22 protein-coding genes are annotated in these 25,220 nt (G+C 33.8%); 13 read left to right on the forward strand and 9 right to left on the reverse strand.

Annotated elements, in window-relative coordinates:
• Positions 1-4 precede the first annotated feature (4 nt).
• A complete protein-coding gene (locus SAR11G3_RS03735) occupies positions 5-952 on the forward strand; it encodes a D-2-hydroxyacid dehydrogenase family protein (protein WP_013695440.1) in 948 nt (315 codons plus the stop codon).
• Between the two features lie 37 nt (positions 953-989).
• On the opposite strand, the gene SAR11G3_RS03740 is transcribed toward SAR11G3_RS03735, so the two are convergent.
• The 4 genes from SAR11G3_RS03740 to msrB are packed head-to-tail and all read right to left on the reverse strand — an operon-like array spanning position 990 to position 3,130.
• Positions 990-2,213, reverse strand: a complete 1,224-nt coding sequence (locus SAR11G3_RS03740) for an MmgE/PrpD family protein (protein ID WP_237697280.1) — start codon at positions 2,211-2,213, stop codon at positions 990-992.
• Positions 2,200-2,352 carry a hypothetical protein gene (locus tag SAR11G3_RS07280; RefSeq protein ID WP_013695442.1) on the reverse strand — a complete coding sequence of 51 codons (153 nt, stop codon included), beginning with the start codon at positions 2,350-2,352 and terminating at the stop codon, positions 2,200-2,202. Before SAR11G3_RS07280 ends, SAR11G3_RS03740 begins: the two co-directional genes overlap by 14 nt.
• Positions 2,353-2,356: 4 nt before the next feature.
• Positions 2,357-2,743 carry a PaaI family thioesterase gene (locus SAR11G3_RS03745; RefSeq protein ID WP_013695443.1) on the reverse strand — a complete coding sequence of 129 codons (387 nt, stop codon included), beginning with the start codon at positions 2,741-2,743 and terminating at the stop codon, positions 2,357-2,359.
• Between the two features lie 3 nt (positions 2,744-2,746).
• The gene (msrB, locus tag SAR11G3_RS03750; RefSeq protein ID WP_013695444.1) at positions 2,747-3,130 is read right to left on the reverse strand and encodes a peptide-methionine (R)-S-oxide reductase MsrB; all 384 of its coding nucleotides are present in this window, start codon (positions 3,128-3,130) and stop codon (positions 2,747-2,749) included.
• Positions 3,131-3,170: 40 nt separating this feature from the next.
• Between msrB and SAR11G3_RS03755 the strand changes: the two genes are divergently transcribed.
• Both SAR11G3_RS03755 and tcuA read left to right on the forward strand, forming a co-directional pair.
• Positions 3,171-3,407: a hypothetical protein gene (locus SAR11G3_RS03755; RefSeq protein ID WP_013695445.1), complete on the forward strand. Its 237-nt coding sequence runs from the start codon at positions 3,171-3,173 to the stop codon at positions 3,405-3,407.
• Between the two features lie 93 nt (positions 3,408-3,500).
• The gene (tcuA, locus tag SAR11G3_RS03760; RefSeq protein WP_013695446.1) at positions 3,501-4,970 is read left to right on the forward strand and encodes an FAD-dependent tricarballylate dehydrogenase TcuA; all 1,470 of its coding nucleotides are present in this window, start codon (positions 3,501-3,503) and stop codon (positions 4,968-4,970) included.
• Here the strand turns inward: tcuA and SAR11G3_RS03765 are convergent.
• Positions 4,967-6,031, reverse strand: a complete 1,065-nt coding sequence (locus SAR11G3_RS03765) for an Ldh family oxidoreductase (protein ID WP_013695447.1) — start codon at positions 6,029-6,031, stop codon at positions 4,967-4,969. The two genes, tcuA and SAR11G3_RS03765, sit on opposite strands and share 4 nt — an antisense overlap.
• Positions 6,009-6,419 carry a cupin domain-containing protein gene (locus SAR11G3_RS03770; protein WP_013695448.1) on the reverse strand — a complete coding sequence of 137 codons (411 nt, stop codon included), beginning with the start codon at positions 6,417-6,419 and terminating at the stop codon, positions 6,009-6,011. Before SAR11G3_RS03770 ends, SAR11G3_RS03765 begins: the two co-directional genes overlap by 23 nt.
• Positions 6,420-6,462: 43 nt before the next feature.
• On the opposite strand from SAR11G3_RS03770, the gene SAR11G3_RS03775 reads away from it, so the two are divergent.
• The 10 genes from SAR11G3_RS03775 to SAR11G3_RS03820 all read left to right on the forward strand — a co-directional run bounded on the left by SAR11G3_RS03775 (position 6,463) and on the right by SAR11G3_RS03820 (position 21,447).
• The gene (locus SAR11G3_RS03775) at positions 6,463-7,533 is read left to right on the forward strand and encodes an isocitrate/isopropylmalate dehydrogenase family protein (protein WP_013695449.1); all 1,071 of its coding nucleotides are present in this window, start codon (positions 6,463-6,465) and stop codon (positions 7,531-7,533) included.
• Positions 7,534-7,546: 13 nt separating this feature from the next.
• Positions 7,547-8,575 (forward strand): TauD/TfdA family dioxygenase, encoded by a 1,029-nt coding sequence (locus SAR11G3_RS03780; RefSeq protein WP_013695450.1) that lies wholly within the window; start codon positions 7,547-7,549, stop codon positions 8,573-8,575.
• A 2-nt stretch (positions 8,576-8,577) separates the two neighbouring features.
• Positions 8,578-9,726 (forward strand): alpha/beta hydrolase, encoded by a 1,149-nt coding sequence (locus tag SAR11G3_RS03785; RefSeq protein ID WP_013695451.1) that lies wholly within the window; start codon positions 8,578-8,580, stop codon positions 9,724-9,726.
• Between the two features lie 151 nt (positions 9,727-9,877).
• The gene (locus tag SAR11G3_RS03790; RefSeq protein WP_013695452.1) at positions 9,878-10,942 is read left to right on the forward strand and encodes a Bug family tripartite tricarboxylate transporter substrate binding protein; all 1,065 of its coding nucleotides are present in this window, start codon (positions 9,878-9,880) and stop codon (positions 10,940-10,942) included.
• 79 nt (positions 10,943-11,021) lie between these two features.
• Positions 11,022-13,025 carry a tripartite tricarboxylate transporter permease gene (locus SAR11G3_RS03795; RefSeq protein WP_013695453.1) on the forward strand — a complete coding sequence of 668 codons (2,004 nt, stop codon included), beginning with the start codon at positions 11,022-11,024 and terminating at the stop codon, positions 13,023-13,025.
• Positions 13,026-13,043: 18 nt separating this feature from the next.
• Complete coding sequence (locus SAR11G3_RS03800) at positions 13,044-14,129, forward strand: 4-oxalomesaconate tautomerase (RefSeq protein ID WP_013695454.1); 1,086 nt, start codon at positions 13,044-13,046, stop codon at positions 14,127-14,129.
• Positions 14,129-14,887 (forward strand): SDR family NAD(P)-dependent oxidoreductase, encoded by a 759-nt coding sequence (locus tag SAR11G3_RS03805; protein ID WP_013695455.1) that lies wholly within the window; start codon positions 14,129-14,131, stop codon positions 14,885-14,887. Before SAR11G3_RS03800 ends, SAR11G3_RS03805 begins: the two co-directional genes overlap by 1 nt.
• Positions 14,888-14,989: 102 nt before the next feature.
• The gene (gene acnA / locus SAR11G3_RS03810) at positions 14,990-17,653 is read left to right on the forward strand and encodes an aconitate hydratase AcnA (protein ID WP_013695456.1); all 2,664 of its coding nucleotides are present in this window, start codon (positions 14,990-14,992) and stop codon (positions 17,651-17,653) included.
• 20 nt (positions 17,654-17,673) lie between these two features.
• A complete protein-coding gene (gene acnA / locus SAR11G3_RS03815; protein WP_013695457.1) occupies positions 17,674-20,295 on the forward strand; it encodes an aconitate hydratase AcnA in 2,622 nt (873 codons plus the stop codon).
• An 18-nt stretch (positions 20,296-20,313) separates the two neighbouring features.
• A complete protein-coding gene (locus SAR11G3_RS03820) occupies positions 20,314-21,447 on the forward strand; it encodes a 2-methylaconitate cis-trans isomerase PrpF family protein (RefSeq protein ID WP_013695458.1) in 1,134 nt (377 codons plus the stop codon).
• A 2-nt stretch (positions 21,448-21,449) separates the two neighbouring features.
• Here the strand turns inward: SAR11G3_RS03820 and SAR11G3_RS03825 are convergent, their stop codons facing one another.
• Genes SAR11G3_RS03825 through SAR11G3_RS03835 form a run of 3 tightly spaced genes read right to left on the reverse strand, consistent with a single transcriptional unit; the run spans position 21,450 to position 25,211 of the window.
• Positions 21,450-22,301, reverse strand: a complete 852-nt coding sequence (locus SAR11G3_RS03825) for a TauD/TfdA dioxygenase family protein (protein ID WP_013695459.1) — start codon at positions 22,299-22,301, stop codon at positions 21,450-21,452.
• A gap of 49 nt (positions 22,302-22,350) precedes the next feature.
• On the reverse strand, positions 22,351-23,697 hold the full coding sequence (locus tag SAR11G3_RS03830) for an MmgE/PrpD family protein (RefSeq protein WP_013695460.1): 1,347 nt from the start codon (positions 23,695-23,697) through the stop codon (positions 22,351-22,353).
• Positions 23,697-25,211, reverse strand: a complete 1,515-nt coding sequence (locus SAR11G3_RS03835; RefSeq protein WP_013695461.1) for an MmgE/PrpD family protein — start codon at positions 25,209-25,211, stop codon at positions 23,697-23,699. Before SAR11G3_RS03835 ends, SAR11G3_RS03830 begins: the two co-directional genes overlap by 1 nt.
• Positions 25,212-25,220 lie beyond the last annotated feature (9 nt).

Raw genomic sequence — 25,220 nt, forward strand, 5'->3', positions numbered from 1 at the left:
AAATATGAAAGTCGCAATACTGGATGACTATCAAGGTGTTGCGCAAGAATTTGCTGATTGGAGTAAGCTAAATCAAAGTTGCGAAATTAAAGTATTTCGTGAACCATTTGATGACGAGACTCACGCAATTGAGAACTTAAAAGACTTCGAGGCTTTTTTAATCATGAGAGAGCGAACTCCAATCACAGCAAGTTTAATGGATGGCTGTCCCAATTTAAAATTTATTGCCACTAGTGGAATGAGAAATCTTTCCATTAATTTTGACCACGCCAAAAGTAAAGGAATTATTGTTTCGGGCACAGAAGGAAATAAAAATCCTACTGCAGAACTAACGTGGGGAATTCTTTTAAACCTAGCTAGAAATTTAAGGCAAGAATCTGAAAACATGTATCAGGGATACTGGCAAACAACGGTAGGAGTGGAGCTAAAAGGAAAAACCTTAGGTATCATTGGACTTGGAAAATTAGGATGCCAAATTGCAAAAATAGCAAAAGCATTTGAAATGAATGTGATTGCTTGGAGTGAAAATTTAAAAATTGCTCATGCTACAGAAAACGGAGTTCTTGCAGTTACAAAAGAAGAACTATTAGAACAATCTGATTTTGTTTCTATTCATTATGTTCTTAGCGAAAGAAGTAAAGATCTTCTGAAATATGAAGATATCTGCAAAATGAAAACATCTGCCTTTTTAATCAATACTTCTAGAGGTCCTATTATCAATGAGGAAGACTTGGTTCGAGCGCTTCAAGAAGAAAAAATTGCAGGTGCCGGTATAGATGTTTATGAGCATGAGCCTCTTCCTGAAAGTCATAAATTACGATTTTTACCCAATGCTTTTCTAACGCCACACATTGGTTATGTGACCCAAGAAAACTATATTAAGTTTTACTCCCAAATGGCAGAAGATCTTCAGGCCTTCATAGATGGAGAGCCAATAAGAATTTTAAGCTAGATCTATACATTCTTGGTCCAGTACTCTGAAACAAACTTTAATTTAAAAAATTTTCTACACTATTTAAATTTTCTATTTTTTCTATTTTTTCTTTAAAATTGTCTATTTCTTTTTGATCGTACGAAAATTTTGCCAAATTGTTAAATTTTGTTAAAATTTCATTTTTCGGCACAGGGTTTTCAGGGGATCCTTTTCTAAATTTTTCGGTATGTGTAAATTTTTTATTATCATTGGTGATCACTTCTATAGATGCCATATGTCTAAATTCATGACCAAGTTTTTCAATTTCTGGATCTACTTCTGCACTTATTTTTTTCATATAATCTAAAATTTTAGGATTTGATATTTTATCTGGACTAAATTGATCCACAAACAATTCTCCTTCAAGAGCCATTAATGCCAACCCGTAATAAATGTTCATTTGGGCAGAAGTTACATTTTGATTATCGTAAGCCCAAGCACAATGGACATAGGTAGGATGGCTAATTTTTGCTTTAATTTTTTTAATATTATTTGGATAAATTTTATTATCTTTCATAATTGCTTTAAGACAATCTAAAGCTGCATGAATACTGGTAACAGACGAGTAGGGTTTAATTCCTGTGTTAGCACATTCCCAAACTTCTCCCAATTGATCTGTAGCTCTTGTAAAATTATTTTTCCCGGAAAAACTTGAAAGATAGCCTCCATAATCAGCTTCAATAATATTAGAAATTCCTGTAAATTTTTTTGCAGCAAGTTCAGCTGCCAATACTCCAGCCTCAGCTGCTCTTCCTGAATGTAATCGTTTTACCATGGCCCCTTCTTGAGCTGCCATCAAACCAGCACCTAATGATCCTGCAATTCCCATTGCATGTAAAGTTTGTTCTTTATTCAAATTCATTAATTTTGCCGCCGTAACAGCCGAAGCTATTGTTCCATGAGTTCCTTGCGGATGAAATCCTCTTAGCAGAAGCTCAGTTCCAGCTGCCGAACCTACGCGAGTAGCAACTTCATATCCAGCAACAACAGCTGTTAAAAAATGTTTGCCACTTATGTTTTTAATTTTCTCAGAAACATTAATAGACACAGGCACTATGATAGAGTTGGGATGTAAAATAGACTCCCTATGAATATCATCAGACTCAAAACCATGTCCTGCTGTTGAATTGATTAAAGTAGCATTTAATAGGGAGGTTTTGGTGTTAGTCCCTATGATTGTACACTCTTGAATATCAGTATTATTTAGCACAACTTCCATTAATGTCTTAGTCCACGGCAATGTATTTCCATGGATGCAGCAACCTACTCCATCTAAAAAAAAGAAGCTTAATATGCTCTAAGACTTTTTTGGGTATGTCTTCAAAGGTTAAGTTTGCAGAAAATTTAGAAAGAATTTCAGTAGTATTACTTCCTTTCATCTAATTAAAGAATTTTCCAAATTCCCTCAGATGTTGCTAAAGTCTTTCCATTTGATTTTAACTCACCCTGCATAAAAATAAGAGATCTAGTTTTACGTTTAATTTTAGCATAACCAATAATCTCTTCACCCGCTTTAGATCCAGAAATAAATTTTATATCCAATGTAATTGTAACAGCAATTCCATCTATTACTTGATGAGCGGCAGTTCCCATTCCAGAATCTAATACAGACATTATGTAGCCACCATGTGTAACTCCTGCTGCATTCATGTGAAAATCTTTTAACGTAGTTTTGTATTCATACTCATCATCTGAAATTTTTTTAAAATCCAGCCCACCATTATGGAGCATGAATCCTACTTTACTAATATTTTTAAATTCTTTTGTCATATCTTATGTTCCTTCTTTAAATGTTAGCGCTTTACCATTATTGCAAAATCTTTTTCCCGTCGGTTTTGGTCCATCATCAAAAATATGTCCATGATGGCCTCCACACTTGCTACAATGATATTCTATTCTTGGGTAGCCTAACAAGTGATCTGTTTTAGTTTCAAAAACATTTTTAAAACTTTCAAAAAAAGAAGGCCATCCACTTCCGCTGTCATACTTCATATCTGAGCTAAAAAGTTTTTGATCACAACCCACACAATGATAAAATCCTTTTCTTTTTTCATCATTTAGATTACTGCTTCCAGGCATTTCGGTGCCTTCTTCTCTCATAATTAAAAATTGCTCTGGTTCTAGTGTCTTAGCCCATTCACTATTTGTTTTTTTCATAGATTGATAATACAGTAATATTAATTAAAATTAATCAATTATGTTTAAATATTTTTTACTATTTTTTTTATTCTGCACTTTTTCCAATGCCACGTCTCACAACGTTGAATTGATTAAAAAAAAAACAAAAGCCACTATAGAAAAAGTCAAAGAAACATCAAAAGAAGAGATCGAGCAAATTAAGGAATTTCAAAAACAAAAGAATCAAGAAGGTAAAGAGCAAAACAAAAGAAACCTTGAAAAACTAAAATCTTTTTTTAAAATTAAAAAAAACTAAGCCTACCTAACTACAAAGCGTTTCATATTGTAAAATAGAATATTACATATTGTAATATGTATTACTGTAGCTATAAGATTTGAAATATATTTTATGAAAAATTTTTACGATGTCATAGTAATTGGAACTGGAAATGCAGCTTTATCTGCTGCTTTGTCAGCTTCAGACAATGGAGCTAAGAAAATTTTAGTGATTGAGAAGGCTTCTAAAAAAGAAAGGGGTGGAAATAGCAGATATACGAATGGAGCTTTTCGTTTTGCTTACAAGGGCTACTCTGATTTAAAAAAAATTATACCTACCTTAAAAAATTCAAATAGTATTGATTATGGAAAATACACCACGGCAGATTTCATGAAAGATATGAAAAAAGTTACGAATGGAAAGACAGACAAATCTTTATCTAAAATTTTAACAGGTAATAGCTTTGAAACAATTCATTGGCTTAGCAAAAAAGGTTTAAAATTTACTCCAATTGAAGGAAGACAATCTTTTGTAGTAGATGGTAAAATGAAATATTGGGGAGGCTTGACATTAGAGGTTGCTGGACAAGGGGAAACATTGGTTGATTCATTGTTAAGAATTGTTGAAAAGCATAAAATTAAAATTCAATATGATACTGCTGCAGTCGATTTGGTTTATGAAAAAAACTCAGTGTCTGGAGTGGAGGTAATGAACAAAAACAAAGTTGAAAAAATTTATGCCAAGTCTGTTGTTTTGGCATGTGGAGGATTTGAATCTAATCCTGAGATGAGAACAAGATATTTGGGACCAGGGTGGGATATGGCAAAAGTTAGAGGAACCAAGCATAATACTGGAGATGGACTAAACATGGCATTCAAAGTTGGAGCTTCGGCTTTTGGAAACTGGTCTGGTTGTCACGCAGTTTTTCATGACTTGAACGGTCCAGAATTTAGTGATTTAAAAATCAGTAATAAATATCGTAAAATTAGTTACCCATGGGGAATTGTTCTTAATGCTGAAGGAGAAAGATTTGTTGATGAGGGGGAAGATTTTAGAAATTTCACATACGCAAAATTTGGAAAAGAGGTAATCAAGCAACCTAATCAATTAGCTTGGCAAATTTTTGACAAAAAAGTTAGACCCATGCTGTACAGCGAGTATGATGTAAAATCTGCGACCATGGTTAAGGCAAACACTCTTGAAGAATTAGTAAAAAAACTAACAGGAGTTAATAGTCAGAAGGCCTTGGACACTATTAAAGAATACAACAACTCCATCAATGATGTAAAATTCAACCCGACTATTAAAGATGGAAAAAGCACAACTGGCTTAAAAGTAAATAAAACTAATTGGGCAAACAAAATAGATACAGCTCCTTTTTACGCATACGGGGTTACATGCGGTATCACATTCACTTTTGGTGGTTTAAGAATTAACAATAAAGGACAAGTTTTAAATAAAGTTATGAAGCCTATTAAGGGATTGTATGCCGCTGGTGAAATGGTTGGTGGGATATTCTATTTTAACTATCCGGGTGGAAGCGGACTAACGTCCGGAGCAGTATTTGGAAAACTTGCTGGAAAATTTGCAGCGAAACATTAAAAAGGAGACTTTACTCCCAAGGAATGTCCTAATTCATTAAGATCATTCACTATATCAGCAGAAAGTATAATTCCCCGCTTTTTAATTTCCTGTTCTTTTTTGTACTCTGGCTCTCCGGGATGTAAGATTTCTTTAAAACTTTTAGCCAATTTTAATTTTTTTACTTTATTAATTCCATATTCCATTTTTTTTAAAAATTGATTTTTATTTTGGAAAAGATCCGCTTTTAAACAGATCATAAAATGTCCAACATTAGCAGGGCCTGAAAAGTTATTACCAAATTGGTTTTTTACATTTCCACTATGATTAGCTCCTGTAAAAATACCTCCTATGATATCCATCATCCAGGATATACCTGCACCTTTCATTCCACCAAAAGGTAACATAATTCCGTCAAAGGCTTTTGCGCCATCGTTAGTAGGCTTTCCAAATTTATCAAGCGCCAGTCCAAAAGGTATTTTCTTGCCACTTTTGGCAGCAAATTTTAATTTTCCCCTAGCAACAGCTGAACATGCCATATCTAATATAAAAGGTTTATTTTTATTCGCAGTTGGACTTCCAAATGCAAATGGAGCCGTTCCAAAATGAGCAGCCATTGCACCGTGTGGAGGTAATGCAGGAGAGGATGCGGTAAATACCCAAGCTATACAATTATTTCTCGTTGCAATTTCTAAATAGTTTGCAGCCATTCCAAAGTGGTTACTATTGTAAATACCTGCTATTCCTACACCATATTTTTTTGCAACTTTAACACATTCATTCATTGCAATATCTGAAGTTACAAAGCCCAACCCATTGTTTCCATCTACATGAAGAATATTTCTTTGAATTTTTTTAATTTTAATTTTTGGTTTAGGATTGGCAACTTTTTTTAAAATTCTTCGGCAGTAAATAGGAGCTCTCACTACTCCATGTGACCACACACCTCGTACATCTGCTCGAACCAGTCCTTTTGCTACAATAGAGGCGTGCTTTTTTGAAAATTTACACTTTTCATAAATAGTAGAAATAAATTTTTCTAACTTTTCAGGTTTTATTTTATAATTTTTTTTTATGCTCATCGAGTATTTTGTATGTTTTCTTTGTTAATACATCTGTACGTGTTGCATTAACATTTGCATATGTCCAATATATTTTTAAATTACTTTTATTATTATTAATAAATCGATGAGGGACCTTAGCCGGGATCCAACAAGCCTCACCTTCTTTAAGAGTGTATTTTTTTTTATTTATTTCAGCCAATGCAGTTCCCTTAAGAACTAATACAGCTTCTTCACAATTGTGGTAATGTAAATTAATTGATTTGTCTTTAGGTATAAGTGTCGTTCCACTAATCATAGACTTAGATCCGGAGTTTTTATTTACAAAAATTTTAGTAACTACTGTTCCAAATCTTTTTATAGATTTTATTTTTTTTTCTTTAAATATAGCTGGTTTGTTATTTAGCATTTGCTTTAAATTAATTTTAATTGTTATATATAATATATTTAAAATGAAGAATCTTAAATTTTTAGTATTAGAAGGAGATGGCATAGGTCCAGAAATAACAAAGTCAGCGATTGATGTTTTGGAGGCAGCATTAGCTATTTTTGATTTGAAGGTAGATTTAATTCACGAAGATATTGGCTTTACCTCTTTTAAAAAACATAAAACAACATTTAGAAATGAAATTTTACAAGTTGCAGAAAAGTGCGATGGCATTATACTTGGAACGTGCTCGCACAACGACTATCCTCCAACAAATGAGGGAGGATTAAATCCTTCTGGAGTTATTAGAAAGTATTTTGAGCTTTATGCCAATGTCAGACCAGCTAGAAATCGACTAGGAAAATCTACTAGATTTCCCATGGGAATAGATTGCATAGTGATGAGAGAAAATACAGAAGGTTTTTATTCAGATCGTAATATGTATCTCGGTGTAGGAGAGCTTATGCCAACCAAGGATGTTGCCATATCAATAAGAAACATTACTAGAAAAGGGTCCATGCGTATTGCAGAAACTGGATTTCAATATGCACAAGAAAGAAGAAAAAAACTAGTCGCAATTCATAAAGCGAATGTTTTGAGATATTCCGATGGTCTTTTTTTAGAATGTGCTCGAGAAGTGTCTAAGAAATACCCAGAAGTGGAATACAAAGAGCAAATTGTAGATTCCATGTCTGCATTAATAATAAGAGACCCTTCTGTATTCGATGTTATTTTAACCACCAATCTTTTTGGAGACAATCTATCAGACGCAGCATCTGAAATTGCGGGTGGTCTCGGTCTTGCTGAATCAATTAATGCAGGAGATAATTTTTGTATTGCACAAGCTCAACATGGTTCAGCGCCAGATATTGCTGGAAAAAATATTGCAAATCCAGTTTCATTAATTGGCTCTACAGCAATGCTATTAGATTGGTTAGGTAAAAAAAATAACAATAGTCAGCTCAAAGAAATAGCTGAATTGATAGAAAATGCGATTGATAAAATGATTATTAATCCTGAAACAAGAACACCTGATATTGGTGGTAAATTATCTACTACAGAATTTACTAAGAAACTAATTGAACAATTGAAATAAATTACTTACTAAAATGGAAATCTTAAAAAACCCCATCTTAGAGCCTTGTGTTTGGAAAGTTTCAGACTTTAAAAGCGAAAATGAATGGACATACACATTTTCTGAAAATCAAATTTTTGAATTGGAGGAGGCTGCAAAAAAAGTAATAAATAAAAAATTGGCACCAACTTCTTTTTCTAAGTGTGATTTTATTTTAGATTCTTTAACGAAAGTTTTAAACGAACAGTTAGATATATTACAAAAAGGTCGTGGCTTTATAAGACTACGAGGACTAGATGTAAAAAAATATGACTCTTTAACTATTCAAACTATCTATTGGGGTATTTGTAGTTATTTAGGGGTAGGTATTCCACAAAACTCTAAAGGAGAGTTGATGAGTGGAGTTAAAGACTATGGAGATAAAATTATCAGTGACAATCCGTATCGTGATGGAATTAGACTGCACAGGACAACAGCAAAGATTGACGCCCATACAGATAGTTGTGATCATGTTGCTTTATTATGTTTGCAAAGAGCAAAGCAAGGAGGTGAAAGTGGAGTGATAAGTGCTCTTTCTATTTATAATGAGATATTAAAAAATAAACCAGAATATTTAGATACTTTATGCAAAGGTTTTTATATTGATTTAATTGGTAAGGGAAAATCTGAAAAAGAGTTGAGCTCACATCCAATTCCAGTTTTTAGTTATTATGGTGGAAAAATGTGTTCAAGGTTTAACAAGAGTCAAATTGAGTTGGGAGCTGAAAAAAAATCAGGAGGTTTAGATTCTCCAAGCAAAGAAGCTGTGGAGTATGTTCAATTTTTAACGGTGCAGGAAGATTTTCATTTAAAAATGATGTTAGAAGAAGGCGATATACAAGTATTAAATAATAGAGTGATCTACCATACAAGAACCAAAGTTCTCGATCATGAAGATCCATCTAAAAAAAGGTTGCTGTACAGGGTCTGGTTAAATGCTCCTCAACCCAGGCCAATGGCCCCCGAATTTGCCAACCAATTGAACACCGGTGAACGTGGCGGTGTTACAAAAAGAATCTACTAGTTTTGACTAATTTACATCCAACAGATTTAAAAGAACTCAATATTAAAAATCACAAATGTTTTTTTGTTGGAGGAGTGAAAAAAAAAATCGACACTAAGGAGGTCATTAAAGGCACTATGTATGTAGAGCAATTTACTCCAAAAGATTTAAAACCTAATCACAAAATTATTCTTATTCACGGAGGAGGCCAGACAGGAGTTGGTTTTCTAGGGACTCCAGATGGAAGAAGAGGTTGGGCTCATGATTTTTTATTAGCTGGATTTGAAGTCTTTGTAGTTGACCAGCCAGGTCGAGGACGGTCCGGATATTCAAGCAAACTTTATGGAGAATATATTGATCGCGAGTTAGACTTGGATGATTGCGAAAGAAGATTTACCGCAATGAAAGATTTAGGAAATTGGCCTCAAGCCAAATTACACTCTCAGTGGCCAGAAAGTGGCAAAAGAGGGAATAAGATTTTTGATCAATATATGGCTTCCCAAGTTAATACCATGACCGATAGAATAGAAACTGAAACAATGTCTAGAATTGCTTTGGCAGAGTTGTTAGATCTTATTGGACCAGCTTTTGTTTTAGGACACAGTCAAGGTGGTCCATTTTGCTGGTTAGCTGGAGATGTTAGGCCAGAAAAAACTTTAGGTTTATTGGCAATTGAACCTAACGGACCTCCCTTTTTCAATGTTGCTTATGGTGGACACGTTCAATCACACATAAAAAACTCAAAAACTGATAAAAAAAGAGAAGGAGATAAAGATTGGTACATTACCGCGTCCAAACCAGACAGACCAGGAGGAATTACCTATTCATCTTTAACTTTCGATCCTCCTTTAAAAGAAAATGAAGTTTTAGTCTCTGAATTAGATCGGGATTTAACAAATGATAATTTAGTTCAATGTTATCTACAAAAGGAGCCAGCAAGAAAATTAACTAATCTTAAAAAAGTTCCTATTTTAATTTTATCTGCACAAGCCTCTTATCACTCACCTTATGATCATGGCACTAGCAATTTTTTAAATCAAGCGGGAGTGATGCATGATTTCTTGAGGCTAGAAGATAGAAATATAAAAGGAAATGGTCACATGATGATGTTAGAAAAAAATAATCATGAAATAGCAGACTGTTTGTTAAATTGGATGTATTCAAAAATTTAAAATTTGAAATAATTTTCAAAAAAAGTTTGAATTTAAGATCTATAGCGTTCAAGAGTAAATATAACTGTTATTTAACCGTAATTTAAAATTATTTACTTTTGGTTTAATATTTGATTAGCTAACTATTCTTAAATTTAATAGGGGAAAATAAATGTTAAAAAAAATGATAGCAGTTTTAACTGCTTTAGTATTTTCAGCATCTGCAGCATTTTCTGTAGATTACTCTGGAAAAACAATAACAATATGGGTACCATTTAAAGCGGGCGGAGGTACTGATGCAGTTGCAAGAGCTCTTACTGCTCCTTTGTCAGCAAACTTGCCTGGAAATCCAGCGGTTGTTGTGAAAAATATGACTGAAGGTGGTGGAATAGGATCAGTAAACACTTACGTAGCGAAACACGGTAAAGATAAAGATGGATTAGTTGTTTTAGCTACATCTGGATCAACTCAACTTCCGTTTCTTTTTAAAGACAAAAGAGTCAGATACGACTACAAAAATTTTGTTGCAGTTCACGGTGCTGGAACAGGTGGAGTAGTTTATGTGAGAAGTGATCTTGGCGTTAAAGATATCGTAAAGGATTTTGACAAATTAAAAGGTTCAAAACTATTTTACGGATCACAAGGAATTAGTTCATTAGATGCAGTTCCAGCTTTGGCTTTTGATATGCTAGGATTGCCTGTGAAACTTGTTTATGGAATGAAAGGTAGAAAAGGTGGTAGAGCTGCAATTATGCGTGGGGAAACTACTATTGACTATCAAACTAGTTCTTCTTACAACAAACACATCAAACCTTTAGTTGCTAAAGGAGAGATGGTTGCATTAATGTCTTGGGGAGTTCAAAAGGGAAATAAAATTGTTAGAGACCCAAACTATCCAAACCTACCATCATTTACAGAAGTTTATGAGAAGGTAACTGGAAAAAAACCTGGCGGAAAAGAATTCCAAGCTTGGTCTGCAATGTTTTCAGCAGGATTTACTACACAAAAGTTTTTAGTATTACCTAAGGGAACTAAAAAAAGTGTAATTAAAACTTGGCAAAAAGCAGCTGCAGGAATTGTTGCTAATCCAGCAACAATGAAAGTTCTTAATGGAAAACTGGGTAAGTACCCTCATTTCATTGGTGACAAAGATTTAAAAGTAGCTCTTAAGAAAGCCTCTTCAATGAAGGGAAGCACTTATAGCTTTTTAAAAGACTGGTTAGCTAGTAAAAAATAGAAATATTTTTTAGAAAAAATTGGGGAGTTATCTCCCCAATTTTAACAATCGAATTCTCTTAAAGTTTTATAATAATTAAATGATTGAATCCTTATTAAGTGCTTTTGTTACTATAGTTTCTGGATCTTCAATCTTCTATTTGATAGCAGGTGTTTTAATTGGTTTGGTAGTCGGTGTCATTCCTGGATTTGGAGGAACAGTAGGCTTATCTCTTTTATTACCGTTTGTATTTGGAATGGAGCCTATATCTGGAATTGCGATGATGATGGGCTTGCTGTCAGTTGTTGCAACTTCCGACACTTTTCCTGCAGTTTTAATAGGTGTTCCCGGGTCTGTTTCTGCTCAGGCTACGGTGATGGACGGTTTTCCACTTGCAAAAAAAGGACAGGCTGCCCGGGCTTTGTCAGCTGCTTTTTTTTCTTCACTATTTGGTGGTTTGTTTGGAGCTGTTTTACTTACAATGATCATACAAATTGCAAAGCCAATAATTTTAGCTTTTGGAACTGGAGAAATGTTTATGCTTGCAGTTTTTGGAATTACAATAGTTGGAACTTTAACTGGAGCTAGTATTTTTAAGGGATTAGTAGCTGCTTGTTTAGGTTTAATTATTGGTGCTATTGGAATTTCGCCAGGCTCATCTGAATATAGATTAGATTTAAGTAATTTTTTGGAGGTTCAAACTCCGATTGTGATGTATTTAGGCAATGGCCTTCCTTTGATGGTTATTGCAATTTCAATATTTGCATTACCAGAGATTGTAGAGTTGTTGAGATCAAATAAGGCAATTTCTGAAAAGGCAGAATTGGAAGCCTCTGGCTGGTTGAGGGGTTTTAAAGATTTCATGGCAAATAAATGGCTAGTGCTGAGATGTTCCTTTTTAGGAAGTTTTATTGGACTAATTCCGGGCATCGGTGGTTCTTGCATAGATTGGATTAGTTATAGTCATGCAAAGACTTCAGTTAAGAATAATGAGGAATTTGGAAAGGGAGATATAAGAGGAGTCATAGGACCCGAGTCTAGTTCAAACTCCAAAGAAGGAGGAGCTTTAATTCCGACATTACTTTTTGCAATACCAGGTTCTGGTGGAACTGCTGTTTTAATGGGTGGTTTAATATTACTAGGCGTAGATCCTGGAATACAATTAATCACTAATCGATTAGATTTGGTTTATACGATTATATGGTCGCTTGCGATTGCAAATATATTCGGTGCATTGATTTGTGTTGCTTTAGCTAAGCCAATTTCATCACTTACAACTATTAATTTTACAATTCTTGCGCCTTTCTTAATTTCATTGATACTTTTTGCTATTTACAACTCAACACGAGCTTGGGGTGATCTTGGTTTTGCAATGTTGATTGGAATCATAGCAATTTTTATGAAACGATTTGATTATTCTAGAGTCGCTTTGATGATTGGTTTTGTTTTGAGTGACGGTATCGAAACTAATCTTTATCAAACTATACAATTTTATTCTTTACAGGAGCTATTTTTGCGCCCCATATTTTTAGTTTTGATAGCGGTATGTATTTTGTCAATTTTGTCTGGTTTAAAAATAATAGATAAAGCTAAACAGTTAAATCAAGAAAAAAAAATTACAAATTATACAAAAAAACCACAGTTATACTTTTCAATTTTAATGCTTTTTATAGCATGCTATACAATCTGGGCCTGTAAAGACCTTGGCTTTCTTGGAAAAGTGTTCCCCCAAGGGGTTGGAATCGCAATGTTAATTTGCTCTTCAATATTAACTTATCAAATACTATTTAACCAAAAAGAGAGTATTGTTTTTCATGACTCTGAATCAAGTTTGGGAACTGATAAAGAATTAAAACCTTTCTGGTTACCAATTTTTTGGTTTATTTTACCTTTATTTATAGCAATGATCATAGGTTTTTACATTGCAATTGGTCTATATGTTTTCTGGTTTTTATACAAAATTGCAGAAGTGAAATTGTCATTGTGTATTGTGTCTTCAATTTCCATTTGGATTGTGCTTGGTATCATATCTCATTTTATGGTAATGGATTTTGCACCCGGAATTTTACAATCATACTTTGAATTACCGTGGCCTATTAATTAATTAAGAAAGGACAAAACTATGAGTGATCAAATAAAAATACCTTGCTTATTTATGAGAGGTGGAACTTCAAGAGGTCCTTATTTTTTAAAATCAGACCTACCTCAGGATGTGGAAAAAAGAGATAAAACTTTATTGGCTGTTATGGGCTCTCCAGATATAAGACAAATTGATGGGTTGGGAGGGGCAGATCCAGTCAAAAGTAAAGTAGCTATTGTTTCGAAGTCTGAAGAAGAAAATATAGATGTTAATTACTATTTTGCACAAGTTAAAATTGACGAGCCAATTATTGATACAAAACCTTCTTGTGGAAACATGCTCGTAGGTGTTGGACCTTTTGCTATTGAGCGAGGCTTAGTTAAAGCTGAAGATGGACAAACAAAAGTTATCATCCGAGATAAAAATACTGGAATGAAAATTGAAGAAATTGTTCAGACACCGGGAAAAGAAGTTTCTTACGATGGAGACTTTAAAATAGACGGGGTTCCAACACCTGGCACACCCGTTGAATTAAGATTTATGGATACAATTGGAGCAAAAACTAAAAAATTATTTCCTACAGGAAATTTAATAGATGAAGTTAACGGAATAAAATGTACGCTAGCAGATGCCGCTATGCCAGTTGTTTTTTGCAGAGCCAAAGATTTTGGACTTAGTGGAAATGAAGATTATTTAGAATTAAATAAAAATCAAAAATTAATTGATGATTTAAATAAAGTTAGAATTGAAATGGGAAAAAGAATTGGATTTGGAGATGTTAGTAAATCAGTTATTCCAAAAATAGCTATCATATCTAAGTCAGACAAAGGATCTATAAAATCAAGATATTTTATGCCCTGGAGTTGTCACAATGGTTATGCAATTACTGGCTCAATTTGTTTGGCCGCAGCATCTAAATCCAAGGGTACAATTTGTTCTGAATATTATGAGGATTATTCCAATAACGGAAATTTTGAAATAGAGCATCCAACAGGTATTTCTAAAATCAAGGTAGAAGTTGATTATAATGAAAAAAATGAAATTAAGAATTTAATTTGTAGCACCACCAGACATGCAAGATTAATTATGTCGGGAGATGTTTATATAAAAAAAAGTTTAGTTGAGTAATGAATTTACTTTTAAAAAACAAAAAGTGCATTGTTACCGGAGCCAGCCAAGGTTTAGGAAGGGCTATTGCTTTAATACTTGCATCAGAGGGATGTGATCTCATTCTAGTTTCTAGAAGAAAAAAACCACTACAAGAAGTGGAAAATAAAATTATAAAAAAATACAAAGCAAATGTTTCTATCCTTTCCATGGATGTAACATCCAAAGATGCGGATGCTAAAATTAAAGACTTTGCTTTAAAAAAAATGGGTTCCATCGACATTTTGATTAATTCTGCAGGAGGCTCAAGACCAACAACTTGGGATGCTCCCGAAACTTTTTGGGAAGAGGGTATGGCATTAAATTTTACAGCTTTGAGAAAATTAACTACTAAAATCATTCCTATTATGAAAAAAAATAAATGGGGAAGAGTTATCAATATCACAGGCTCTGTTGAGCCTAGAGAGGTTAATATAGCAAACGCGGCCAAGTCTGCTGTTCATGCCTGGTCCAAAGGTTTATCAAGAGTTGTCGCCAAAGACGGCGTAACAATTAATTGCATATCACCAGGAAGATTGAAAACTGAACAAATTTTAAAAAAAAGACATCCAAATTTAAAAGAAAGAAAAAAATTCATCAAAGAAAATATTCCTGTGGGATATTTCGGAGAACCGGAAGATTTAGCATATATTGTTGTTTTTCTTTCATCTCCTTTAGCTAGATATGTGACAGGAGAGATTGTTCATGTTGACGGGGGAATGAAAAAATTTGCTCATTAATTAAGAATTATTATCAATTAAATTAAGCTACTAGGTAAAAATTGTTAAAAAAATCTATTAAATCTTGCAATCATTCTAATTAATCTTTATTCATCTTCTTCAATGAAAAGTAAAAATTCTTTTAATTCTCTTTCAAAACTTACCACGGGTAATAAAGAGTATAATTATTATAGTTTAGCAGAGGCTGAAAAAAATGGTCTTGAGGGAATTAGTAAACTTCCAAAATCTTTAAAAGTTTTATTAGAAAATCTTCTTCGATATGAGGATGATGTCTCGGTTGGTAAAAACCAGATTCTAGCCATGAAAGAATGGCTAAATACCAAAACCTCTAATACCGAAATTGCATATAGACCAGCACGAGTTTTGCTACAAGATTATACAGGGATTCCAGCTGTTGCAGATCTTGCAGCAATGAGGGATCTGTTTAAGAAAAAAAATAAAGATCCCAATAAAGTCAATCCTTTATCCGCAGTTGACTTGGTAATTGATCACTCTGTTCAAGTAGATACGAATGCAACTAAAGATTCATTAGAAAAAAACGTTAAAAGAGAATTTGAACGAAATGGAGAAAGATACGAATTTTTAAAATGGGGTGCACAAGCTTTTGATAATTTTAGACTTATTCCACCAGGAACGGGAATTTGTCATCAAGTAAATTTAGAATATTTATCCAAAGTAGCATGGACCACAACACACGACGGAGAAGAGTATGTCTATCCTGATACATGTGTTGGAACAGACAGTCACACAACTATGGTTAATGGTCTTTCTGTTCTAGCTTGGGGTGTTGGTGGAATTGAAGCTGAGGCAGGTATGTTAGGTGAGCCGGTATCTATGCTGATACCAGAAGTTATCGGATTTGAAGTCACAAATAAAATGCCAGAAGGAACCACAGCAACAGACTTAGTTTTAACCGTAGTAAAGCAATTAAGAGACAAAGGAGTAGTTGGAAAGTTTGTAGAATTTTACGGAGAAGGACTAAAAAATTTAACATTAGCAGATAGAGCTACCATAGGTAACATGGCGCCTGAGTATGGAGCTACTTGTGGTTTTTTCCCTGTTGATGAGGAAACATTAAAATATTTAAGATTTTCTGGAAGAGATGAAGAGACAATTAAGTTGGTAGAAGACTATGCAAAAGCACAAGGACTTTGGGCAAGTGATGATATTGTATTTACAGATACCGTTTCATTGGACATGTCTACGATAGTACCAACTATTTCAGGACCTAAAAGACCTCAAGATAAAGTGTTATTAACAGAAGCTTCTACAGATTTTAAAAAAGTTTCAAAAGAAATTAGCAAAAGAGAAGAGCCAAAAACTGTAGAGGTAAAAGGTGCTAACCATTCTTTGTCAGACGGTGATATTGTTATTGCAGCAATAACCTCATGTACAAACACTTCAAATCCAAAGGTTTTGATTGGAGCAGGACTTCTGGCAAAAAAAGCTGACGAACTCGGCCTTACTGTAAAACCTTGGGTTAAAACTTCATTGGCTCCAGGATCTCAAGTAGTTACAGATTATTTAAATAAAGCTGGACTAAGTCCTTACTTGGATAAACTAGGTTTTAATTTAGTAGGTTATGGTTGCACCACTTGCATTGGAAACTCTGGTCCATTAGCAGACAATATTAATAATGCTATCTTAGATAATGATCTTTTGGTTACTTCAGTTTTATCAGGAAATAGAAATTTTGAAGGAAGAATTAGCCCTGTTGTAAAAGCAAATTATCTTGCCTCGCCGCCATTAGTGGTTGCTTATGCAATAGCAGGAAATATGAATTTTGATATGTACAAAGATTCTTTGGGTAAAAGCAAAGACGGAGATGAAGTTTATTTAAAAGATATTTGGCCAACAAACAAAGAAATAGAAGATACTCTTCTTACTTCATTGAATGCGGATATGTTTAAAAGCAGATATGAAAATGTTGCCCAAGGTCCTAAAGAATGGCAGGATATCAATATTGAACCTGGAAGTATTTATGAGTGGGACGATGGTTCATCTTATGTAAAAAGGCCTCCTTTTTTTGATAACATGACCGACGATCCGGAAGGATTTAAAGAGATCAAGGACGCAAGACCGCTAGTAATTTTAGGTGATAGCATAACAACAGATCATATTTCTCCAGCAGGATCAATTCCAAAAGACAGTCCTACAGGAGATTATTTTATGAAATACCAAATTCAACCAAAAGACTTTAACTCTTATGGTGCCAGACGTGGAAATCATGAAGTAATGATGAGAGGTACTTTCGGTAACATAAGAGTAAAAAATGAGATGGCTCCTGGCACTGAAGGTGGATTTACAAAAATCTATCCTGAAGGAAAAGATGCAACAGTTTTTGATGCTGTTACGGAATATAAAAAAAGAGGAACGCCTCTTGTCGTATTTGGCGGCAAACTTTACGGATCTGGATCTTCTAGAGATTGGGCAGCAAAAGGTTCTCAACTGCTTGGAATTAAATTGGTAATTGTAGAAAGTTTTGAGAGAATTCATCGATCAAATTTAGTTGGAATGGGAATATTACCACTGGAATTTACACAAGGAATGGATCGTCACAAATTGAACTTAAAGGGATCTGAATTGGTAACTGTTTTAGGAATTGAAGAAGGAGTAAATCCAAAACAAATAGTCAAAGTAGAAATTAAATATGCAGATGGAACAGCCAAAACTATAGAAACTGTATGCAGAATAGATACCGCAAGTGAAATTGAGTACTATAAGAATGGTGGAATTTTACAATACGTTTTGAGAAATATGCTATAAGTCTTTTGAGTTAGAGACAAATGGAAAATAAATATACAAAGCTTAATATAGAAGATCATGAATTTGATATAGCAGACATTTCAGCTATTAAAGGAATTGAACAATTACCTTTTTCTTATAGAATTTTAATAGAAAATATCCTGAGGCAGCAGATAAATGGAAGTAATATAAATGCCCAAGAGCAGATTCAAAATATCTTAGACTTTAAAGTTGGCAAAGCCATTAACTTTATGCCAAATAGAATCCTAAGCCATGACATACTTGGAAAAGTTATGCTTGTAGATTTTCTAGCTTACAGAGAAGCTTTAGCAAAAAAAGGGATTGATCCCAAAGACATTCAACCAAAAGTCCCAATTGATTTAGTCATAGATCATTCGTCCCAAGTTGATTTTTTTGGAACAGAGCAATCTAGAATAGATAACTTAAAGAAAGAATATGAAAGAAATTCAGAAAGATTTTCCTTTTTAAGATGGTGTTCAAAAAATTTAAAAAATGTAAAAGTAGTTCCTCCTGGAGTTGGGATTTGCCATCAAGTCAATATTGAGTATTTAGCTAAAGTTGTTTGGTTAGACAAAAACACACTTCATCCAGACACATGTATAGGAACTGATAGTCATACACCCATGGTTAACGGAATTGGAGTGATGGGTTGGGGTGTTGGTGGAGTAGAAGCGGAAATTGCCATGTTTGGGAAATCTTTACCAATTACAATTCCTGAGGTTATTGGTGTTAATTTAAAAAATGAATTGAACGAAGGCATAACTTCAACGGATTTAGTTTTAAATATTACTGAACTTTTGAGAAAGAATAAAATAGTTGGTTGTTTTGTAGAGTTTTATGGAGAAGGAGTAGAAAAGCTTACGGTAGGTGAAAGAGCAACTATTTCAAATATGGCCCCAGAATATGGAGCAACTAATGTTTTATTTCCCGTCGACGAGTCAACTATTGATTATTTGGAAATGACAGGAAGAGAACCACAGCATATCAATATTATTCGGGAATATTCAAAGCACCAAAAATTATGGAGAAACATCACTGATACTCCAAATTATTCTAGAAATTTAGAGTTAGATTTAAGTTCAATAAAACCTTGTGTTGCCGGACCTAAGAATCCAGAGGACAAAGTTAATCTAGATATATTTTCTTCAAAAGCGAATAGTCACTCGCAAGAGCTTTATAAAAAAGATTTAAGAGAAGATAATTTCAAAGTTCCAAATTTAGGATTTGAAATAAAAGATGCAGATATTTTAATTGCCGCGATTACCAGTTGTACAAATACTGCAAATCCTAACAATGTAATTGCAGCAGCTCTTGTAGCTAAAAATCTTGTAAATTTAGGTCTGAAAAAAAATAAAAAAGTAAAAACTTCTTTTGCACCCGGTAGCCAAGTTACAGCAGAAATATTAAAAAAAAGTGGCTTACAGTCATACTTAGACCAGCTAGGTTTTAATGTAGTTGGCATTGCATGCACAACTTGCAATGGTAGCTCAGGACCATTACATCCTGATATTGCGGAAACTATCGAAGATAACAAAATTTTTTCCGTTGCTCTTCTATCTGGTAACAGAAATTTTCAAGGTAGAATTCATCCAAACATAAGAGCTTCTTATTTGGCCTCTCCAGCCCTGATAGTTCTATTTTCAATTCTGGGTTCTATAAAAAAAGACTTATTTAAAGATTCGCTTGGCTTAGATAAAAATAATAAAGAAATTTTTTTTAAGGACGTTTGGCCCACCAATAAAGAAATTAACGAAGTTGTTAAAAGCTTTTATAATCCAAAAATATTTATTGAGAAATATTCTGAAATTGATGATGGTGGCGAGCTATGGGAAAAGCTAAACGTTAGCAAAAGCGAAAACTACGAATGGTCAGAAAAAAGTACCTTTATAAAAAAACCTCCGTATCTTGAAATTGCCAATTATGCCAATATTGAACTAAAAAATATAAATTCTGCAAGACCAATTGCATTATTTGGAGACTCGGTAACAACAGATCATATATCACCATCAAGTGTAATTACCAAAGGCACTGCAGCTTGGGATTATCTAGAAGGGCTTGGTTTGGATAGTAAAGATTTTAGTAATTTTTTAACCAGAAGAGCTAATCATGAAATTGTAAGCAGGTCCTCATTTGCTAGTTTAAGATTAAGAAATTTAATGACTCCTAATTCAGAAGGTAGTTTTACTATTAAGTACCCAGAAGAAAAAGTGATGAGACTTTATGATGCTGCCATGAAATACAAGGAAGAAAATACAGAAATAATTGTGATAGCCGGAGAAAATTATGGATGTGGTTCGTCAAGAGACGTGGCTGCAAAAGGACCTTTGTTAATTGGCATTAAAGCTATCATTGCAAAAAGTTTTGAAAGAATACACAGGTCTAATCTTGTTGGAATGGGTATTTTGCCTTTGGAATTTGAAAAGAATTACGGAATAGAAGAATTGGGAATAGCGAAAACTGACAGATTTAGCGTCCTTGGAATAAAAGATATAAATGATGATAATAAAATTTTAGATTTGGTAATTGAAAAGCAAAATGGCGAAAAAATTAACACAAAGTTAAAAGCTAGATTGGATACTCCGGACGAAGTTATATTTTGGAAAAATGGAGGAATACTTCCTACGGCATGGAAAGAAGCTTAAAATAAGAAATTTTATTTTATGAAACAAAATTGGGTCACAGCAGCTTATTATCGTGGGGGAACAAGCAAAGGAGTTTTTTTTCAAGCAAAAGACTTGCCAACAGCTAGTGAAGATGAGTTAAGTAAAATTTTTTTAAAAGTAATTGGAAGTCCAGATCCAAATGGAAGACAGCTAAATGGAATGGGAGGTGGGGTTTCTTCCGTTTCTAAGTGTGTAATCATAAGCCCCTCTAAAAGAGAAGATGCTGATGTTGATTATAATTTTATTCAGTTAGCAGTAGAAGAACCAGTTGCAGAATGGAATAACAATTGTGGTAATCTATCTGGAGCAGTTGGGCCATATGCGGTTAATACTAGAATTATAAAACCTCAAGAAGGTGAAAATAAAATTAGAATTTATCAAGTAAATACAGATAAGATAATTCACTCTACTTTTGATGTTAAGGATGGAATTGCCCTTACTGAAGGAGATTATTCTATTGCTGGTGTTTCAGGAACAGCTTCTAAAGTTAGGTTAGACTACCTTTCTCCAGGCGGTTCCGGAACTGGAAAATTATTACCAACTGGAAATGTAATTGATGAAATAGATATTGAGGGTCACGGTAAAATTAAGGTAAGTATTATTGATGCGGCAACTCCACTTGTTTATATTTTAGCAAAAGATTTAAATCTTACCTGCGCTGAATCACCAGATGAATTAGATTCAAAAATAAAACAAATGGAAATAGTTCAAAAAATCAGAAGAAAGTGCGCATTTATAATTGGCTTATGTAAATCGGAAAATGAAGCTTCAATGAATACTCCAAGAATTGGAATAGTTTCTAGTCCAAAGGATTACCAAAGTTTGGATAAATCTAATGTAAAAGCTGACACCTACGATATTTGTACAAGAATGTTTTCAATGGGAAAGACTCATAAAGCTATAATGGGAACTGCATGTGTAAATATTGGAGTAGCAGCAGCAATCAAAGGAACCATACCATTTCAAGTCAAAAGAGAAGGTGCGGATGATTTGGCATTAAGAGTAGGAAATCCTTCTGGTATTATTGTTGCAGGTTCTGTAATTAATCAAGATAATAAGACTGCAGAAGCAGTATCGGCTGTGATGTACAGGACGTTCAGACCACTTATGATAGGTAAAGTTTTAGTTTAATTTTAAACAGCTATTTTTGTATCGCCGGTAATTTGAGTTCTATGCATAACTCTTCTTGTATTTGGATCAAAAGCATCTCTTTTATGAAGTACATAAAGATTTTTCCACATCAAAAGATCTCCCACATCCCATTTCTGGGTCCAAGTATATTTATCTTGTGTTGCATGGTCCCATAACTGATCAAGAATTGTTTCACTCTCTTCTAGTGACAAGCCAATTATGTACGCATGAGGTCTTCTACCAAGAAATAATATTTTTTTATTTGTTAAAGGGTCTGTTGCAATAATTGGATGTTTTGCACCTGGAGTTTTAGATGGATCACTAACCTCTTCGTATCCTTTTCGAAGCATTCCAGCACTATTGTGTGCACTATCATGAATCAATAATTTTCCTTCTATTTGCAATTTTAAATCACTAGGAAGTTCTTCATAAGCTTTCATCATATTTGCAAAATGAGTATGACCTTGATTTTCAGGCACTTCCAAAGAATATAAAATTCCTGCTTTAGGGGGCATTTCATTGTAAGTCATGTCGGCATGCCAAACAGCCTCACCATCTCCTAAATTTCCAATTGGTTTTCCTAAATTTTTAACATTGGATATGACGTTAATTTCAGGATGATCTGGAGAAAAATTAATTCCATAGGGATTTGGTGCTGGCAAATCCAAATTTCCAAAATTCTTACTATAATGAATTAAACGCTCATCTGATAAGTTCTGTTTTTTAAATACTAGAACTAAATTTTCTGACCAGGCTTGATTAATAAAATCCAATTCTTCTTTGGTTAGGTTTTTTTCAAGATTAACGTTTCTGATTTCAGCACCAAGAGAACGATTACTTTTTACAATTTCCATAAAAAAAAACTATTAGATAGGGTATGTAATTACAATAGTTAATTTTGAATTAAATTTTAAAATTTAACACTGCCATTAAATCTTTTATTTTAAAGTCTTCATGCAGAACCAGCTGAATCAATTGATGTACTTGGTCTTTTGGGTAGGCTTTTAATAACTCTTTTGCTTTATTGGAAATTTCTTCCTCATTCATAGGATTATCAGGAGTCCCACGTACAGCTTTTGCATGATGAGATAGTTCTGAATTATCGTTAAAAACAATTTTTACTTTTGCTTGCCTTTCTGGTCTTGCAATAGCCAATTCCTCACTAGGTACTGCTATTATCTTTTTTCTTACTTCTAAAACTTCCTTGTCAGTAAATAATTTTTCATCATGCACTTCATTATAACCAATAGTCTTTTTAACAATATAAAGGGCAGCCAGGTGTTGAGCGCAAATATTAGGAATGCTCCTATCGCTAACAATATCAAACCTGTCTGAAGGAATATCAATTTTAATTTCTTTTATTTCCTTATGATCAAATTGTTTTTGTTTTAAAATAGCTTCAATAGCATCCAAGATTGCTTGAATAGGAGATCCCACACACCATTTTTTTATCGAAGTGTTATCAATTTCAAAAACAGTTCCAAGATCTTTAATAATAATTTCAGGTTTAGGATTGTGAGCAAATGCTTCTAACAAACCTCTATGTCCTAAAAGAGGATCTTCAACGGACGTGAAGTTTTCTTTTGCTAGCAAAGCAGAGTAAATTCCATTTCTTGTAGTCATTCCTGAAAATACAAATGCTTTTTCAATATGCTCCTTATCTCTATTCCAACAGGCAAGTCCGGAAGTTTGTTGAATAGTATAAGATAATAAATAATTACACTGTTCTTGATTTAACTTTAATAAAGAACCTGCAGCCACAGCAGCTCCAAAAATAGTACCAATGCTGTGGGTTGCAAAAATAGTTGTCTTGGGTGTTTTGTAGCCCATGCTCATATTAATTCTAACTCCAACATCATAACCAAGAGCTATCGCTTTTAACAAATCGGAGTGAGAAGAATTTTCTTTTTCAGCTATAGCTAATGCAGCTGGCACAATGGCACAACCAGGATGAAATCTTCCATTAGTATGAGTATCATCGGTTTCATCGGCATGAGCTGCCATCCCATTTGATAAGCCTGCATGGATTGCGCTAACTTTTATATCATTTCCAATTAAAGTAGATTCTGGATTTCCACCTTGGGATTTTGCAAATTCAAAAGCTTTTTTTCCTGGCGGTAATAATCTTCCGGTGAGAATTGCAACCAAGGTATCCAATAAATGAAAGCGAGTATTTTTTTGAGTTACCTCCGGCAATTCATTGTGAATTGCTGAAGCAATGTATTTTGTAAGTTCTTGTTGAATGTCCATTAATTAAATATCCCTTCTATTTTATTTTTGCTTAAATCGACTGTATTTTGATCACAAGTAAGATTTAGATTTTGGATTTCATTTGAATCTAGGTTTTCGAGGTTATTTATAAGGCTAATAAACCTTAACTCTTCTTGTTGCGAAACGAACCCATTTATAAGAGGTTGCATCTTCTTTATATATTCATTTCTTCCAAAAGGCGTTTTTCCACCAGGATGAGCATTCGCAAAATTTAATTGTTCTGTAATTTTAGTCCCATCATTCATAATCACTTCAATTTTAGCACCCTGCACTTTTTTTAAAGGATCTTTTTCATTATAATATTTTTGATTAAAATCTGGATCTTCAAATGTTTCAACTTTTTTCCACAAATTAATAGTCTCTGGATTTTGCTTCCTCTCTTTACTATAGCTAGTTTCATGATGCCAAAACCCATCCTCTAAAGCAACAGCAAAAATGTACATTGCTGAATGATCGAGAGTTTCCCTGGAAGCTTCCGGACTATATTTTTCAGGATCATTACTTCCAGACCCCATAACAATATGAGTATATTTTTTAGAATAAATATTTATTTTTTTTATTTCTTTTAGGTCTTTAATTTTCTCTTTTAGAAGAAATGCCACATCAATAATAGAGTTTCCATGATAGCCGGCTGAATGTTCTTTGGTAAATGTAGAAAGAATTCCTGCGCGAGGTGCATTTTTTTCTGGAAGATTAATTTCAATATCTTCATTTTCTTTATGAAGCAAGATAGGAACGATTCCGTAATCTCCTTCCCAAACTGGGCTAGGTCCTTTTTCTCCTCGGATCGCCCGATCAATTGCATCAATCGCATTTCTTCCAACTAACCCTGGTGCAAATGCTTTCCAACTAGAAAGATTTCCTTTTCTTCCTTGTCTCGTAAAAATAGAAGTGTGAGCACTGTATTGTATGGCTTGATAAATAGTTTCTTCGTCAAGATTTAACATTGCACCTATACCTCCTGTAATTGCTGGACCCAAATGACCTACGTGATCAATTTTATTTGGGTTTAAAGCAATAGACATTGAGAGCCGTAATTGAATTTCGTAACTGGTTGCAACTCCTCGGATAAGATCTTTCCCATTTAATTTTTTTTGCTGAGCAACTGCTAAAATGGTTGGGATACAATCGCCTGGATGACAAGTTTCTTTAGCCATGATGTTGTCATGAAAATCTAATTCTCTAACCGCCACTGCATTAGCCCAAGCGGCCCACTCACAATTAAATTTTTCATCACTGCTTAATCCAAAAAGAGTAGATCCATTTTTATTTTTATGAAACATGGCTTGTGACCTTGCAACACAAACAGGATCTCTATTGATGGCTGCGATTGCAACACCTGCATTATCAATCAAACGATTTCCAACCATCTCATTAATTGATTCGTTGGATTCCCATGGTTGCGCCGCCATTGATGCTAAGAGCCACGCAAGTTGGTTTTTTTTTTCAATTCTTTTTCCTGGACTGGGGATGATTATTTTATTGGAAAGCATTTTCTTTTT

Source organism: Candidatus Pelagibacter sp. IMCC9063, from assembly GCF_000195085.1.
Lineage (GTDB): Bacteria > Pseudomonadota > Alphaproteobacteria > Pelagibacterales > Pelagibacteraceae > IMCC9063.

What these genes read in the sequence shown, in the direction of transcription:
- SAR11G3_RS03735 (WP_013695440.1), top strand. Translation starts at nt 5, where the DNA reads ATGAAAGTCGCAATACTGGATGACTATCAAGGTGTTGCGCAAGAATTT.
- SAR11G3_RS07280 (WP_013695442.1), bottom strand. Translation starts at nt 2,352, where the DNA reads ATGAAAGGAAGTAATACTACTGAAATTCTTTCTAAATTTTCTGCAAAC.
- SAR11G3_RS03745 (WP_013695443.1), bottom strand. Translation starts at nt 2,743, where the DNA reads ATGACAAAAGAATTTAAAAATATTAGTAAAGTAGGATTCATGCTCCAT.
- msrB (WP_013695444.1), bottom strand. Translation starts at nt 3,130, where the DNA reads ATGAAAAAAACAAATAGTGAATGGGCTAAGACACTAGAACCAGAGCAA.
- SAR11G3_RS03755 (WP_013695445.1), top strand. Translation starts at nt 3,171, where the DNA reads ATGTTTAAATATTTTTTACTATTTTTTTTATTCTGCACTTTTTCCAAT.
- tcuA (WP_013695446.1), top strand. Translation starts at nt 3,501, where the DNA reads ATGAAAAATTTTTACGATGTCATAGTAATTGGAACTGGAAATGCAGCT.
- SAR11G3_RS03765 (WP_013695447.1), bottom strand. Translation starts at nt 6,031, where the DNA reads ATGAGCATAAAAAAAAATTATAAAATAAAACCTGAAAAGTTAGAAAAA.
- SAR11G3_RS03770 (WP_013695448.1), bottom strand. Translation starts at nt 6,419, where the DNA reads ATGCTAAATAACAAACCAGCTATATTTAAAGAAAAAAAAATAAAATCT.
- SAR11G3_RS03775 (WP_013695449.1), top strand. Translation starts at nt 6,463, where the DNA reads ATGAAGAATCTTAAATTTTTAGTATTAGAAGGAGATGGCATAGGTCCA.
- SAR11G3_RS03780 (WP_013695450.1), top strand. Translation starts at nt 7,547, where the DNA reads ATGGAAATCTTAAAAAACCCCATCTTAGAGCCTTGTGTTTGGAAAGTT.
- SAR11G3_RS03790 (WP_013695452.1), top strand. Translation starts at nt 9,878, where the DNA reads ATGTTAAAAAAAATGATAGCAGTTTTAACTGCTTTAGTATTTTCAGCA.
- SAR11G3_RS03795 (WP_013695453.1), top strand. Translation starts at nt 11,022, where the DNA reads ATGATTGAATCCTTATTAAGTGCTTTTGTTACTATAGTTTCTGGATCT.
- SAR11G3_RS03800 (WP_013695454.1), top strand. Translation starts at nt 13,044, where the DNA reads ATGAGTGATCAAATAAAAATACCTTGCTTATTTATGAGAGGTGGAACT.
- SAR11G3_RS03805 (WP_013695455.1), top strand. Translation starts at nt 14,129, where the DNA reads ATGAATTTACTTTTAAAAAACAAAAAGTGCATTGTTACCGGAGCCAGC.
- acnA (WP_013695456.1), top strand. Translation starts at nt 14,990, where the DNA reads ATGAAAAGTAAAAATTCTTTTAATTCTCTTTCAAAACTTACCACGGGT.
- acnA (WP_013695457.1), top strand. Translation starts at nt 17,674, where the DNA reads ATGGAAAATAAATATACAAAGCTTAATATAGAAGATCATGAATTTGAT.
- SAR11G3_RS03820 (WP_013695458.1), top strand. Translation starts at nt 20,314, where the DNA reads ATGAAACAAAATTGGGTCACAGCAGCTTATTATCGTGGGGGAACAAGC.
- SAR11G3_RS03825 (WP_013695459.1), bottom strand. Translation starts at nt 22,301, where the DNA reads ATGGAAATTGTAAAAAGTAATCGTTCTCTTGGTGCTGAAATCAGAAAC.
- SAR11G3_RS03830 (WP_013695460.1), bottom strand. Translation starts at nt 23,697, where the DNA reads ATGGACATTCAACAAGAACTTACAAAATACATTGCTTCAGCAATTCAC.
- SAR11G3_RS03835 (WP_013695461.1), bottom strand. Translation starts at nt 25,211, where the DNA reads ATGCTTTCCAATAAAATAATCATCCCCAGTCCAGGAAAAAGAATTGAA.